We start from the raw sequence: 14,204 nt of genomic DNA, 5'->3' as shown, positions 1-14,204 counted from the left end.
CCTTCTTGTCCGTTTCTTGTGCTCCCTGCCATGTTCGACACCCTTGTTCACCTGCTGCAATCCCAGGACGCGCGCTTTCGCGTGATCGAGCACCCTGCCGAGGGCCGCTCCGACCTCGTCGCCGAAATCCGGGGCACGGCACCCGGCCAGGGTGCCAAGGCCATGCTCTGCAAGAGCCGCGATGCGTCCGGTGCGGGCGATCCCCAGCTGTTCCTGGCCGTGCTGCCCGGCGACCGCAAGCTGGACTTCAAGCGCCTGGCCCAGGCCGTGGGCGTGCGCAAGGCCACGCTGGCCTCGCCCGAGGAGGCCCAGGCCGCCACCGGCTGCGTGATGGGATCGGTGCCGCCGTTCTCCTTCAACCCGCAGGTGCGCCTGGTGGTGGACCCGGCACTGGTGGAGCGCTTTGCCGAGATCGCCTTCAATGCGGGCCGGCTGGACCGCTCCATCGTGCTGGACTCGGCCGACTATGTGCGCATTGCCCGGCCCGCGCTGCACAGCCTGAGCGGGGATGGCGCCGATTGACCCGGGGGCCGGGCGGTGCCCACAATCGCAGCAACGCCCGCACATCCTCTCCTGACCATGACCACCCCTGCCAGGCAGTTCCCCGACCGGCCCGATGCGGCCGGCTTTGTGCGTGCGGCGCTGGCTGCCGCACTGGCCCAGGTGCAGTCGCATATGGATGCCGTGGACGCCGGCAGCGGCGAGGCCGAACGCATCCACCAGCTGCGCGTGGCCCTGCGGCGCCTGCGCACCCTGCTGCGCGAATGCGCAGGGCTGGCGCCCGGCATGCGCGCCGAATGGGATGCCCCGCTGGCACTGGCCTTTGCGCGCCTGGGCACGCTGCGCGATGCCGGCACCCTGGCCGACGTGGTGCGGCCGCTGCTGCAGGACGCCGATGCGCCCTTGTGCGATTGGGCCGTGCCGGATGCCGGGCAGGCCGACGCGGACGCGGCCGCTGCGGTGCGCGAGCCGCAGTTCCTGCAAACGCTGGCCGAGATCCATGCGCTGGCGCAGGCGCCTGCAGGCAAGCGGCAGCCCGGCCTGGTCAGCCTGTCCGCCGCAGGCACGCGCAAGTACCTGGCACGGCGGCTGGCGCGCCTGCACCGCCAGGTGCTGCGCGACGGCCGGCGGTTCGACCGCCTGCCGCTGGCGCAGCAGCACCGCGTGCGCAAGCGGCTCAAGCGCCTGCGCTACCTGGCGGACTTTGCGCGGGAATTCGCGCCCGGAATGTGGCCCGGCAAAAAGGGCCGGCGCTTTGCCGAGGCGCTGGTGCCCGCCCAGGACGCGCTGGGCCTGCACAACGACATGGCCGTGGCGGCCGCGCTTTTTCGTGACCAGGCCGGCACGGATCCGCGCGCCTGGTTTGCCGCCGGCTACCTGCAGGCCCGCCTGGCCACCAGCGCGCGCAGCAGCCGCCGCGCGCTGCGTGCGCTGGCCCGCGTGCCGGGCTTCTGGGCCTAGACCGCATCAGCGATAATCCGCCGCTGGCGCACCGCCGCAGCCCCTGGGCCGTGGCGGTGCGCTGTTGCTGAAGGTGCCCCATGCCGCTTGCCGGCCAGGGGTTCAACGGGAAGCAGGTGCGCGATGCCATCGAGGTGGCCGCTCGCAATGCCTGCGCTGCCCCCGCAACGGTCAGCGGAATACAACTCCCCACGCTGGCGCGCCACCCACCGGTTGCGCGCCGCAAGCCACTGTGTCTGGACGGACATGGGAAGGCGGGGATGCCTGCTGCAGCGCGCCCACCCTGCGCGCCGCAGCGTTCCGCAAGCCCGGATACCGGCCTTCTGCATTGCTTTCGGACGCCGCGGGAGTGCGCCTGTCCGGTCCGGCCCCAGCCTGCGCTGGCGTGGCCGGCTCCGGCGTGCGCGCCGTGCGGCGTGGTTCAGACGATAGGCCCCACGGGTGACTGGGGCAGTTGGATTCAACGCATGCGCTTCGCTTCCTCGGCCGCCGATTCCTCCGGCCTTCTCTCTGTTCTCCCTCTTGTCTCCAGCCTGCGGCCCGTAGCGGCCGCCGTCCTGCTGGCCAGCTGCGCTGCAGCGGCCGGCGCCGCGCAGGAGCCGGCTTCCGGGCGATCCACGGACTCCGCCGACGATGCGCTGGACGCCGTCTTCGTGACCGCCACGGCGCGGCCCGAGGCGCGCAGCCGCATCGCGGGCACCACGCAGACCATCGACCGCGAGGCCATAGAGCGCTCCAGCGCGCGCTCGGTCACCGACCTGCTGGCCGAGAACGCCGTGGGCTTTCTCAGCGAATGGACGGCGGCCCAGACCTCGATGAACCTGCGCGGCGCCTCCACCGACGGCCAGGGGCGCGACTTCCGCAGCCAGGTGCTGGTGCTGGTCAACGGCCGGCGCGCGGGCACGGCCAACCTGTCCAAGCTCAGCCCCTCGGATGTGGAGCGCATCGAGATCGTGCGCGGCCCGTCCTCGGTGATCTACGGCAGCCAGGCCATGGGCGGGGTGGTCAACATCATCATGAAGACGGGAGCGACAGCGCCCGGCACGCGCGCCCAGGTCCAGGCCGGCTCGTGGGACCTGTGGCGCACCGATGCGCAGACGGCCGGCGCCAATGACCGCTTCGACTGGTACTTCGGCGTGAGCGCAGGCGGGCGCGGCGACTACGAGTCGGGCGACGGCGGCATGCGCATGGAGAACACGGGCTGGAAGCGGCGCGGCGCCAGCGGCGCCCTGGGCTGGCAGCTGCACGAGCTGCACCGCGTGGAGCTGCAGCTGCGCACGGACGGCATCTACAACGCGGGCTTTCGCGGATCGGGCGCCAACATCTACAGCCGCGACAACCGCAGCAACCGCTCGCTGGACCTGACCTACGAGGGCGCACTGCCCGGCCAGCGCCTGAGCTGGACGACCCACCTCTACAGCCTGGTCGATACCGATGAGTTCAACTGGGCATCGCCCGTGATCCGCTCGGGCAACAGCGCCGTGCCCGGCACGGCGCGCGACTACAACCACCGCCAGCTGGACGCCACGGGCCTGCGCTTTCAGCCGCGCCTGCGTGTCAGCCAGACCAATGACCTGCTGATGGGCTTCGACTGGGAGCGCAGCAAGCTGCGCTCCGACCGCCTGCGCGTGGCCATGCCGGGCGGCCCGGCGGGCCAGGTTGCGCCCTACGACAACAACCAGACCGAGCAGGTGCACGCGCTGTACGTCGAGGACGCGCAGACCCTGTTCGACGACCGCCTGACCCTGCGCGCCGGCCTGCGCAAGACCTGGGGCACGACACGCTTCGACGAGACGCCCAACCTGGCCCTGGCCCAGGCCAGCACGCGCGACTACGACAACCACACCTGGTCGGCCGGCGCCACCTGGAAGGCCACGGACCGGCTCACGCTGCGCGCTGCGGCCTCCACGGGCTTTCGCGCGCCCACGGCCACGGAGCTGGCTTCGGACTTCACGGCCGTCGGCGGTGGCCGCACCTTCGGCAACCCCAACCTCAAGCCCGAGACCAGCCGCCAGATCGAGGTCGGCGCCGCGCTGCAGCAGCCCGGCTGGCGCGTGGATGCGGCCCTGTTCCAGAACACCATCAGCGACCGCATCATCACCGTCTCGCGCGGGGCCACGACCAATACCTCGGACTACGCCAACAACGCGGCCGACATCGTGGCGCGCGGCCTGGAAATGCAGGCCGACATGGACCTGGCGCGGGCGCTGAACCTGACGGGCCACCAGCTCAAGGCCTGGGCTGGCGGCTACTACCACTTCAGCATGCGGGACAAGGGATCGCCAGCGTCGGCCAATACCGACAAGGTGCAGCGCATGTACCGCTACGAGGCCTCGGCCGGCGTGCGCTACGGGCGCGGCAGCGGGCGCCTGCAGGGCGACTGGAGCCTGCAGCTGTCCACGCTGCTGCGCGGTCCCATGTGGTACGATACGGAAGAGGCGCTGCTCATCCCGCAGGGCGAGCCCCGCAGCACCTTCATCCACCGCAAGGGCGCCTTCACCATCTGGAACCTGCGTGCCGACTACCGCGTGTCGCCGGGCGTCAAGCTGTTCGCGGCCGTGAACAACCTGTTCGACCTGAACCGCCACCCCATCTTCATCGCGCTGGACCGTGCGCCCTGCATCGCCAACCCGGCGTACCAGAACGGCGGCTGCGGAACGTCGATGGCCGGGCGCGAACTCATGGTCGGCCTGCAGGCAGAGTTTTGATGAAGCACCCCCTGAGTCGCTTCGCGCCTTCCCCCGTGTGCACGGCGCCCTCTCTCGCTACGCGGGAGGGGGACGACACCCTCGGGGCGGGGCGGCGCGGCCGGCATAGGCCCTTCCTCGGTGTCCCTCGCTTTGGACTGCGCCGGTTTCATAGGTCATGTACGGCGCCTTGCGTCATGGAACACTGAGATGAAGGCTGTCTGCACACCACGCCGCCAGTTGCTGCGCCAGGGCGCGGCGGCGGCCCTGGGCTGCGGCCTGCCCGCGGCCTGGGCCGACACCGTCGCTGCAGGCGGTCCGGTGGTGCTGCAGGATGCGCTGGGCCGGCGCGTGGAGATTGCCGCGCCGCCGCAGCGCATCGTCTCCATCTTTGCCTCCAACACCGAGCTGGTGGCCGCGCTGGGCCTGCTGGACCGCGTGGTGGGCGTGGAGGATTTCACGCGCTTTCCACCGGGCGTGGAGCGCATTCCCAAGGTGGGCGGGCGGCTGGGGTTTTCGGTGGACGCCGTGGTGGCGCGCCAGCCGGACCTGGTCATCGTCACGCCCGCGCGCCAGGCAGCGCACCAGCTGGTCGATCCCATGGAGCGCATCGGCGTGCCGGTGATGGTGCTGCTCAGCCGCTCGCTGGCCGAGGTGATGGACAACCTGCGCCTGGTGGCCCGCGCCACGGGCGTGCAGGCGCGCGGCCAGGCGCTGGCCCTGGCGCAGGAGGCGCGGCTGCTGCGCGTGGACCGGCAGGTGGCCGGCCAGCCCCGGCCGCGCGCCCTCATGGTCACGGGCCGGCTGGGCAACGGCATGCTGCTGGCGGCACGCCCTGGCACCTATACCGGCGAGGCCATGGTGCGCGCGGGCGCTTCGTTCGCGCTGGACGGCCTGGGCACCGTGCCCCAGGTCTCGCCCGAGGCCGTGCTGGCCGCCGACCCCGATGTGCTGCTGTTCGCAGGCACGCAGGAGGCCATGCAGGACCTGATCGGCCAGCGCGGCTGGCGCGACCTGCGTGCCGTGCGCGGCGGCCGGGCCACCACGGTGGCGCGTGCCGAGTTCCTGATTCCCGGGCCGCGCACCTTCGGCGGCGTGGAAAAGCTCTCGCGCTGGCTGCACCCTGCGGCCTGGGCCGGGGAGGCCGCATGAATTCCCTTTCACATCCACCTGCGTGGCGCCCCTGGGCCGGTGCGGTCCTGCTGCTGCTGGCCAGCCTGCTGATTGCCGCCTGCGCGGGCCACCAGTGGGCCAGCCCGGCCGACCTGCTGGCCGCGCTGGGCGGCGAAGACAGCCTGCGCAGCCGGCTGCTGCTGCAGTGGCGCGTGCCGCGCGTGCTGGCAGCCGCCCTGGTGGGCGCGCTGCTGGGCCTGTCGGGCGCCATCTTCCAGGGCGTGTTCCGCAATCCGCTGGCCGAGCCCTATCTGCTGGGCGCCTCGGGCGGCGCGGCACTGGGGGCGACTGTCGCCCTGCTGGTTCCCATGCATCTATTGTTCGGCCTGCCCCAGGCATGGACGCTGCCCGTGCTGGCCTTTGCGGGCGCCTGGGGTTCGACCGTGCTGGTGCTGGCCGTCTCGCGCGTGGCCGGTGCCACCGATGCGGCCGGCATGCTGCTGGCCGGCGTGGCGCTGGCGGCCGTGCTGGGCGCGCTGCGCTCGTTCCTGATGCTGGCGCTGTCCGATGAGACGGTGAGCCTGCAGGTGGTGCTCAGCTGGGTGCTGGGCGGAATACAGACGCCGTCCTGGAGCGGGCTGGGCCTGCTGGCCGGCGCCTCCCTGGCCTGCCTGGCCGGGACCATGGCGCTGGCGCGCGGGCTGGACCTGCTGGGCCTGGGGCAGGATGCGGCCCAGGGCTTCGGCCTGGACGTGGCGCGCTTCACGCCGCTGGCCGTGCTGGCCGGCTCGCTGGTAGTGGCCGTGGCCGTGGCCTATGGCGGGCTGGTGGCCTTCGTGGGCCTGGCTGCGCCGCACATCGCGCGCTGGATGGCGGGACCGCTGCACCGCGCGGCCCTGCCGGCGTCGGCGCTCACGGGCGCCATCATCGTCACGCTGGCCGATGCGATTGCGCGCAGCGTGCTGCCGCCGGCCGAAATCCCGCTGGGCCTGGTCACGGCCGTGGCCGGCGGGCCCTTCTTCATCGTGCTGCTGGCGCGCAGGCTGAGGTCCGCATGAACGATCAAGCCATGGACGACGCCGTGCCACGCCTGCAGGCCCGGTCCCTCACGCTGCGCCATCGTGGCCGCAGCGTGCTCGATGCGGTCTCTGTGCAGCTGCCCCCGCGCGGCGCCGTGGCCCTGGTCGGACCCAATGGCGCAGGCAAGTCCAGCCTGCTGTCCCTGCTGGCGGGGCTGCAGGCGCCTGCATCCGGCAGCGTGCTGCTGGACGGGCAAGACATCGCAACCCTGCCCGTGGCCGAGCGCGCACGCCGCGTGGGCTACATGCCCCAGCGCTTTGCGCCGCACTGGGACCTGACGCTGGCCGAGCTCACGCACATGCGGCTGGCGGGCCGGGGTGATGTCGAGGCGGCCATTGCAGGCGCCGGGCTGCAGGATTTCGCGCGCAGGCGCTGGTCCACGCTGTCGGGCGGCGAGCAGGCGCGTGCCCTGCTGGCCACCGTGCTGGCCACCGACCCGCCCGTGCTGCTGGCCGACGAGCCCGGCGCCGCGCTGGACGTGCGCCACCGCCTGGCCCTGGTGCAGGCGCTGGCGCAGCGTGGGCGCGAGCGGCTGGTGCTGGTGGTCATGCATGACCTGGACCTGGCGCTGGCGCACTTCGGGCGCGTCATCGTGCTGGACCAGGGGCGCATTGCGCTCGATGGGGCCCCTGCCGAGCTGCTGCATGCGCCGGGGCTGGATGCCGTGTTCGGCGTGGATTTCGAGCGCATCGACGCACCTCCGCAAACCTTGCTGCGCGCGCGGCTGAAACAGGAGAACTGACCCCATGCGCATCGATCTGGCCGGCTGGACGCGCGACGCCACGCGCGGCGACCACCGTGAATTTCTGGCGCTGTTCGAGCGCGCCGAGCGCCTGGGTTTCGAGGGCGTGTGGTTCAACGAATTCCGCGTGCCCGATACCGCCTGGCCCTATCCCTCGCCCCTGCTGCTGGCCGCCGCCGTGCTGGCGCGCACCGAGCGGCTGCGCGTGGGCACCTCGGTGCTGGTGCTGCCGCTGCACCATCCGCTGATGCTGGCCGAGGAGATTGCCCAGCTGGACCTGCAAAGCGCCGGCCGCATCGACGTGGGTGTGGGCCGGGGCACGGAGCCGGCCGCGCTGCGCGCCCTGCAGATCGATGCGGACAGCACGCGCGAGCGCTTCGAGCAGTCCTGCTGCATCCTGGTGGAGGCGCTGTCCGGCAGGCCCATCGCGGCGGGGCAGGGGCCGTGGCGCTTCGAGGACCGGCCCGTCCTGCCTTCGACCGTGCAGCGCCCGCACCCTCCCTTGTATGTGGCCGGCTCCACGGCTGAGACCCTGGGCTTTGCCGTCGATCAGAATCTGCCCCTGCTGCTGAGCCTGGAGCCGCCCGAAGGCATGCAGCTGGAACGCCTGGAGGCCGCTGCCCGGGAGCGCGGGCGCGATGCCGCCGCGCTGCGCGCGCGCTCATCGCTGGCGCGCTATGTCTGCATCGGTGCCGATGAGGCCGCCGTGCAGGCTCAGCTGGCCACGCTGTGGCCGCAGCTGTACCAGCGGCGCGTGTACTTTGCGGGCAAGCGCGGCGTGCCGGCCGATCAGGTGCTGCCCATCGATGTGCCGCGCGTGCTGGCCGAACAATTCATCCATGGCACGCCAGAACAGTGCCATGCGCAGATCACCGCCTTGCGCGAGCGCACGGGCATTGGCCAGCTGCGCTGCGTCTTCAACGCCAACGGCCTGTGGAGCGATGCCCAGGCCCTCGCCGGCATGGAGCTGTTTGCGCAGGAGGTTCTTCCTTCATTGCGCAGCGCCGTGCCTTTCGCCACCGTCTGACTTCCTCTTTTTTCTGGAGAACCTTCCATGCAAACCGCCAAGATTCCCGCCACCATCGTCACCGGCTTCCTGGGCAGCGGCAAGACCACGCTGCTGCGCCACATCCTGGACAACGCGGGCGGCCGGCGAATCGCTGTGATCGTCAACGAGTTCGGCGAGCTGGGCATCGACGGCGAGATCCTCAAGGGCTGCGGCATCGGCTGCGACGACGACGGCAACGAGCGCGAAGGCGCGCTGTACGAGCTGGCCAACGGCTGCATGTGCTGCACGGTGCAGGAAGAGTTCTTCCCCGTGATGCGCGCGCTGGCCGAGCGCCGCGACCAGATCGACGCCGTGATCATCGAGACCTCGGGCCTGGCCCTGCCCAAGCCCCTGGTCCAGGCCTTCCAGTGGCCCGAGATCGCCAACGTGTTCACCGTGGACGCGGTGGTCACCGTGGTGGACACGCCAGCGGCCGCCAGCGGCCAGTTCGCCGCCAATCCCCAGGCCGTGGACGAGCTGCGCCGCGCCGACCCCAACCTGGACCACGAGTCGCCGCTGCACGAACTGTTCGAGGACCAGCTGGGCGCGGCCGACCTGGTGGTGCTCAACAAGACCGACCTGGCCGATGCCGAGGCCCTGGCGCGCGTGACCGCCCTGGTGCGCGAGGAGCTGCCGCCCGAGGTCAAGATCGTGCAATCGTCCCAGGGCCGCCTGCCGCTGGACGTGGTGCTGGGCCTGGCCAAGGCGGCCGAGACCACCATCGACCAGCGCGTGAGCCACCATGACCACGACGAAGACCATGACCACGACGACTTCGACTCCTACGTGATCGACCTGCCCGCCGTGGACCGCGACCGCCTGCTGGCCGCGCTGGAGACGCTGGTGGAGCAGCACAGCATCCTGCGCGTCAAGGGCTTTGCCGAGATCCCGGGCAAGCCCATGCGCTGGCTGCTGCAGGGCGTGGGCCGCCGCTTCGACCACCATTTCGACCGCGCCTGGCGCGAGGGCGAGGCACGCGGCACGCGCCTGGTGTTCATCGGGCAAGACCTTGACGAAGCAGCGCTGCGCAAGGGCCTGGAGAATGTGGCCGCCTGACCTTCCGATTCCGCACTGAAACCTGTTCCATGCACCTGCTGTCCACGCGCCCCGGCGGCTTCGTCGAGGACGAGAGCATCGTCACCCGCCTCGACCAGACGCCGGCCGACATCGTCATCCTGAGCTCGGCCGACACCACGCTGGCCCTGCTGTCCTCGGCCGTGGCCGCGCTGGCCGGGGCGTCAGCGGACTTTCCCTCGGTGCGGCTGGCCAATCTGCTGTACCTGCGCCAGCCGGCCTCGCTGGACCTGTATGTGGACGAGGTGCTGCGCCATGCGCGCGTGGTCATCGTGGACCACCTGGGCTCGGAATCGGCCTGGCCCTACGGCATCGAGCAGATCGGCTCGCTGGCGCGCCGCAAGGGCCAGCGCCTGGCCATGTTCTCGGGTGACCTGCAGGAAGACCCGCACCTGCTGGCGCGCAGCACGCTGCCGGCCGCCGCCTGCCGCCAGCTGTGGCAGTACCTGCGCTCGGGCGGCGCGGCCAATGCGCGCGAGTTCCTCAAGGCCACCGTCTACCACGGGCTGGACCGGGGCGATGCGCCGCTGCCGCCGCGCACCCTGCCGCAGGCGGCTGTCCACGTTCCCCCGGCGCTCTTCGCTGCCAGGAGCCATGCCCAGGTCCAGGCCCAGGTCCATGCCCATGAGGTGGCCGGCATCGACGACCTGCAGCGCGCCTGGACGCCGGGCGCGCCCACGGTGGCCCTGGTGTTCTACCGCTCCCACCTGCTGGCGGGCAACACGGCAGCCTTCGACGCCATGGCCCTGTCGCTGCAGCAGCGCGGCATGAACCCGCTGCCCGTGGCGCTGGACTCGCTCAAGGACCCGCTGTGCCTGGCCACGCTGCGCCAGCTCTGCGAAGACCATGCCGTGCAGCTGGTGCTCAACACCACGGCGTTCTCGGCGCTGGAAACGGGCACGGCCCTGGCCGGCGATGCGCCCGTGCTGCAGGTGATCGCCAGCGGCGGCAACCGCGAGGACTGGTGGGCCGACAGCCAGGGCCTGCGCCCGCGCGACATCGCCATGCAGGTGGTGCTGCCGGAGATGGATGGCCGCATCATCACGCGCGCCATCAGCTTCAAGGGCCTGTCCCACCGCTGCGCCTTCACCCAGGCCGACGTGGTGGCCTACCAGCCCGAGCCCGACCGCGTGGACTTCGTGGCCGACCTGGCCTGGCGCTGGTGCCGCCTGCGCAGCCTGCCCGCGCGCGACAAGCGCCTGGCCCTGGTGCTGGCCAACTATCCGGGCAGCGAAGGCCGCATCGGCAGCGGCGTGGGGCTGGATACGCCAGCCTCGGTGATCGCCATCCTGCAGCACCTGGCTGCCGAAGGACACGAGCTGGGCGACCCCGCGCAGCTGCCCGCCGATGGCGAGGCGCTGATGCACACCCTGCAGCAGGGCATTGCCAACGACCCGGCCCAGTGGCCGCTGCGCCCGGCCTGGCAAAGCTATGCGCTGGACGAGTACCTGGCGCGCCTGGCCGCGCTGCCGGACGGCATGGCCGACGCCATCACGGCGCGCTGGGGCGCGCCCGAGGCCGACCCGCTGCTGCGCCAGGGCCGCTTCATGATCGCGGGCCTGCGCCTGGGCCATGTCTTTGTCGGCATACAGCCGGCGCGTGCATTGGTCGGTAAAGGCATGGGCGCGCAGGACTATGCGAGCTACCACGATGCCGAACTGGTGCCGCCCCACAGCTACCTGGCCTTCTACTTCTGGCTGCGCGACCGCTTTGCCGTGGACGCCATGGTCCACGTGGGCAAGCATGGCAACCTCGAATGGCTGCCGGGCAAGAGCCTGGCGCTGTCGGGCGCGTGCTGGCCCGATGCCATCCTCGGCCCGCTGCCGCACCTGTACCCCTTCATCGTCAACGATCCCGGCGAAGGCGCCCAGGCCAAGCGCCGCAGCCAGGCCGTGATCATCGACCACCTGATGCCGCCGCTGACGCGCGCCGAAAACCACGGCCCGCTGCAGGACCTGGAGCGCCTGGTGGACGAGTACTACGATGCCCTGCTGGTCGATGCGCGGCGCGGCGCGCTGCTGCGCCGCCAGATCCTGGACATCGTGCGCCGCCAGCACCTTGACCAGGAGCTGGACCTGGCGCCCGGTGCCGCGCAGGACGACGATGCCGTGCTCGAACGCATAGACGCCTACCTGTGCGAGCTCAAGGAAACCCAGATCCGCGACGGCCTGCATGTCTTCGGCGCGTCGCCGCAAGGGCGCCAGCGCCGCGACACGCTGCTGGCGCTGGCGCGCTTCCCGTCGGACGAAGGCCAGGGCCTGATCCAGGCGCTGGCCGCCGACCTGCTGGACAGCCCCGGGTTCGACCCGCTGCGCATGGAGCCCGCGCGCCCCTGGACCGGCGCGCGCCCCGCCGCACTGCAGGCCGTGAGCGACGAGCCCTGGCGCCATGAAGGCGACACGCGCGAGCGCCTGGAGCTGCTGGCCCAGCAGTTGCTGGAAGGTGAGGCCCCGGCCGGTGACTGGCCGCAGACGCGCGCTGCGCTGCAACAGGTGCATGCCGTACTGGCTCCCGCGCTGGACGCCTGCGGCGGCGAGGAACTGCGCCAGCTGCTGCGCGGGCTGCAGGGCCGCTTCGTGCCGCCCGGGCCCAGCGGATCGCCCTCGCGCGGGCGGCCCGACGTGCTGCCCACGGGGCGCAATTTCTACACGCTGGACACGCGCGCCATTCCCACGCAGGCGGCCTGGGAGCTGGGCCAGCAGGCCACGCTCAGGCTGCTGGAGCGCTATCTGCAGGAGCATGGCGAGTACCCGCGCACCCTGGGCCTGTCGGTCTGGGGCACGGCCACCATGCGCACGGGCGGCGACGACATCGCCCAGGCCTTTGCGCTGATCGGGGTGCGCCCCAAATGGGCGCCCGGCAGCCAGCGCGTGGTGGACTTCGAGGTGGTGCCGCGCGTGGGCATGGGCCGGCCGCGCGTGGATGTGACGCTGCGCATCTCGGGCTTTTTCCGCGATGCCTTCCCCGGCGCCGTGCAGATGTTCGACGCGGCCGTGCAGGCCGTGGCCGCGCTGGACGAAGACGCCGAGGACAACCCCATACGCGCGCGCATCCTGGCCGAGGTCGAGCAGCTGCAGGCGCAGGGCATGGACGCCGTGCAGGCCCGCCTGCAGGCCGGCTGGCGCGTGTTCGGTGCGCCGCCCGGCCACTACGGCTCGGGCCTGGGCGGACTGTTCCAGAGCGGCGACTGGCAGGGCGATGCCGACCTGGCCCAGGCCTACCTGGGCTGGAGCCAGCATGCCTACGGCCAGGACGCCGAGGGCGTGCCCGCAGGCGATGCGCTGCGCCGCCGCCTGGGCGAGCTCGACGTGGTGGCTCACAACCAGGACAGCCGCGAGCACGACATCCTCGACTCGGGCGACTACTTCCAGTTCCAGGGCGGCATGGCCTCGGCCGTGCGCCACCTCTCGGGCCGCCAGCCCGCGCTCTACCACGGCGACCATGCCAACCCGGCCCAGCCGCGCGTGCGCTCGCTCAAGGAGGAGATTGCGCGCGTGGTGCGCTCGCGCGTCACCAATCCCAAGTGGATGGACGGCGCCAAGCGCCACGGCTACAAGGGCGCCTTCGAGATGGCGGCCACGGTGGACTATCTCTTCGGCTTCGACGCCACCACGCAGCAGGTGGGCGACCACCAGTACGCCCTGGTGGCCGACGCCTATGTGCTGGATGCGGCCACGCGCGACTTTCTCGTGCAGCACAATCCGCAGGCCCTGCGCGACATGCTGGAGCGCCTGCTCGAAGCCATGCAGCGCGGCCTGTGGGAGCAGCCCGGCGACTATCGCCAGCAGTTGGAAGACCTGCTGCTGGAACATGAAAACCATCTCGAAGGACTGCGCGGATGACCGCCTCCCCTGACCTGGGCAGCGGCGCCCAGCCCGCGCTGCCGCCGCTGTTTCCCTTTGCCGCCATTGCCGGCCAGCCCCTGCTGTGCCAGGCGCTGCTGCTGGCCGCCATCGACCCGCAACTGGGCGGCGTGCTGATCGAGGGGCCGCGCGGCACGGCCAAGTCCACGGCCGCGCGCGCGCTGGCCGAGCTCATCGATGCCGCGCCCTTCGTCACGCTGCCGCTGGGCGCCTCGCTGGAGCATCTGGCCGGCTCGCTGGACCTGGGCCAGGCCATGGCCGGCCATGCGCTCAAATTCGCGCCCGGCCTGCTGGCGCGCGCCCATGGCGGCGTGCTCTATGTGGACGAGATCAACCTGCTGCCCGATGCCCTGGTCGATGTGCTGCTGGATGCCGCCGCCAGCGGCGTCAACGTGGTCGAGCGCGACGGCATCTCCCACCGCCATGCGGCGCGCTTCGTGCTGGTGGGCACCATGAACCCCGAGGAAGGCCAGCTGCGCCCGCAGCTGCTGGACCGCCTGGGCCTGTGCGTGCGCCTGGCCAATGTGCAGGATGCGGCCCAGCGCCAGGCCATCGTGCGTGCACGCCTGGTGTTCGATGCCGACCCGGCAGCCTTCCGCGCCCGCCATGCAGACGCCCAGGCCGCGCTGGCCGCGCAGCTGCGCACGGCACGCGAGCGCCTGCAGCCGGCCGGCGCGCTGCCCTGGTCCGACGCGGTGCTGCAGGCCGCAGGCGCGCTGTGCATTGCCGCCCAGGTGGACGGCCTGCGGGCCGACCTGGTGCTGCTGCGTGCCGCACGCGCCTGGGCCGCCTGGCTGGGCGATGCCGAGGTCACGCCCGACCATGTGCAGGCCGTGGCCGAGCTGGTGCTGGTGCACCGCCGCAAGCCGGGGGCGCCGCAGCAGCAGCCGCAGCAGCAGCCATCCCCACAGCAGGCGCCACCGAATCCGCCTTCGCAGTCGGCGGCACAAAGCCGGCCGCCTGCCCAGGCCACGGCCAACGGCGAAAGCGGCAGCCAACCCTCCGAGTCCGACTGGGGCGCCATGCCGCCCGAGCCCGTGGGCCTGCTGCGTGTCGCCGTGCCTTCGTTGCTGGCCCGCGAGGCCGCAAAGCCCGGAGCGCCCGCCGCAAAAAAAGCCTGAGCCCTCGCGGCCCCG

At 71.9% G+C, this 14,204-nt stretch carries 10 protein-coding genes and 1 riboswitch; all 10 genes read left to right on the top strand.

Annotated features, from left to right (window positions below):
* The first annotated feature begins 30 nt into the window (after window positions 1-30).
* Window positions 31-522, top strand: coding sequence for a YbaK/prolyl-tRNA synthetase associated domain-containing protein (locus tag ACF8ML_RS04600; protein ID WP_016454410.1), 492 nt, complete (start codon window positions 31-33; stop codon window positions 520-522).
* 57 nt (window positions 523-579) lie between these two features.
* A complete protein-coding gene (locus ACF8ML_RS04595) occupies window positions 580-1,461 on the top strand; it encodes a CHAD domain-containing protein (RefSeq protein WP_392406445.1) in 882 nt (293 codons plus the stop codon).
* A gap of 54 nt (window positions 1,462-1,515) precedes the next feature.
* Window positions 1,516-1,800, top strand: a riboswitch (cobalamin riboswitch).
* 128 nt (window positions 1,801-1,928) lie between these two features.
* The gene (locus tag ACF8ML_RS04590) at window positions 1,929-4,169 is read left to right on the top strand and encodes a TonB-dependent receptor (protein ID WP_047327823.1); all 2,241 of its coding nucleotides are present in this window, start codon (window positions 1,929-1,931) and stop codon (window positions 4,167-4,169) included.
* A 189-nt stretch (window positions 4,170-4,358) separates the two neighbouring features.
* The gene (locus ACF8ML_RS04585; protein WP_047327822.1) at window positions 4,359-5,300 is read left to right on the top strand and encodes an ABC transporter substrate-binding protein; all 942 of its coding nucleotides are present in this window, start codon (window positions 4,359-4,361) and stop codon (window positions 5,298-5,300) included.
* On the top strand, window positions 5,297-6,319 hold the full coding sequence (locus tag ACF8ML_RS04580; protein WP_392406442.1) for a FecCD family ABC transporter permease: 1,023 nt from the start codon (window positions 5,297-5,299) through the stop codon (window positions 6,317-6,319). The genes ACF8ML_RS04585 and ACF8ML_RS04580 overlap by 4 nt, the downstream gene beginning before the upstream one ends.
* Entirely contained in the window at window positions 6,316-7,083 is a 768-nt protein-coding gene (locus ACF8ML_RS04575) for an ABC transporter ATP-binding protein (protein ID WP_392406440.1), read from the top strand. The genes ACF8ML_RS04580 and ACF8ML_RS04575 overlap by 4 nt, the downstream gene beginning before the upstream one ends.
* Before the next feature lie 4 nt (window positions 7,084-7,087).
* The gene (locus ACF8ML_RS04570; protein ID WP_047327819.1) at window positions 7,088-8,110 is read left to right on the top strand and encodes an LLM class flavin-dependent oxidoreductase; all 1,023 of its coding nucleotides are present in this window, start codon (window positions 7,088-7,090) and stop codon (window positions 8,108-8,110) included.
* 27 nt (window positions 8,111-8,137) lie between these two features.
* Window positions 8,138-9,187 (top strand): cobalamin biosynthesis protein CobW, encoded by a 1,050-nt coding sequence (gene cobW / locus ACF8ML_RS04565; RefSeq protein ID WP_047327818.1) that lies wholly within the window; start codon window positions 8,138-8,140, stop codon window positions 9,185-9,187.
* Window positions 9,188-9,216: 29 nt separating this feature from the next.
* Window positions 9,217-13,047 (top strand): cobaltochelatase subunit CobN, encoded by a 3,831-nt coding sequence (gene cobN / locus ACF8ML_RS04560; RefSeq protein WP_392406437.1) that lies wholly within the window; start codon window positions 9,217-9,219, stop codon window positions 13,045-13,047.
* Complete coding sequence (locus ACF8ML_RS04555; protein ID WP_047327816.1) at window positions 13,044-14,189, top strand: ATP-binding protein; 1,146 nt, start codon at window positions 13,044-13,046, stop codon at window positions 14,187-14,189. The genes cobN and ACF8ML_RS04555 overlap by 4 nt, the downstream gene beginning before the upstream one ends.
* Window positions 14,190-14,204 lie beyond the last annotated feature (15 nt).

It is taken from the genome of Delftia sp. WSY_10 (assembly GCF_043104705.1).
Classification (GTDB): Bacteria; Pseudomonadota; Gammaproteobacteria; order Burkholderiales; family Burkholderiaceae_C; genus Comamonas; species Comamonas tsuruhatensis.
The sequence above is the reverse complement of the archived record's forward strand: the minus strand, read 5'-3'. Positions and strand labels throughout refer to the sequence as shown.

What these genes read in the sequence shown, in the direction of transcription:
- ACF8ML_RS04600 (WP_016454410.1), top strand. Translation starts at nt 31, where the DNA reads ATGTTCGACACCCTTGTTCACCTGCTGCAATCCCAGGACGCGCGCTTT.
- ACF8ML_RS04595 (WP_392406445.1), top strand. Translation starts at nt 580, where the DNA reads ATGACCACCCCTGCCAGGCAGTTCCCCGACCGGCCCGATGCGGCCGGC.
- ACF8ML_RS04590 (WP_047327823.1), top strand. Translation starts at nt 1,929, where the DNA reads ATGCGCTTCGCTTCCTCGGCCGCCGATTCCTCCGGCCTTCTCTCTGTT.
- ACF8ML_RS04585 (WP_047327822.1), top strand. Translation starts at nt 4,359, where the DNA reads ATGAAGGCTGTCTGCACACCACGCCGCCAGTTGCTGCGCCAGGGCGCG.
- ACF8ML_RS04580 (WP_392406442.1), top strand. Translation starts at nt 5,297, where the DNA reads ATGAATTCCCTTTCACATCCACCTGCGTGGCGCCCCTGGGCCGGTGCG.
- ACF8ML_RS04575 (WP_392406440.1), top strand. Translation starts at nt 6,316, where the DNA reads ATGAACGATCAAGCCATGGACGACGCCGTGCCACGCCTGCAGGCCCGG.
- ACF8ML_RS04570 (WP_047327819.1), top strand. Translation starts at nt 7,088, where the DNA reads ATGCGCATCGATCTGGCCGGCTGGACGCGCGACGCCACGCGCGGCGAC.
- cobW (WP_047327818.1), top strand. Translation starts at nt 8,138, where the DNA reads ATGCAAACCGCCAAGATTCCCGCCACCATCGTCACCGGCTTCCTGGGC.
- cobN (WP_392406437.1), top strand. Translation starts at nt 9,217, where the DNA reads ATGCACCTGCTGTCCACGCGCCCCGGCGGCTTCGTCGAGGACGAGAGC.
- ACF8ML_RS04555 (WP_047327816.1), top strand. Translation starts at nt 13,044, where the DNA reads ATGACCGCCTCCCCTGACCTGGGCAGCGGCGCCCAGCCCGCGCTGCCG.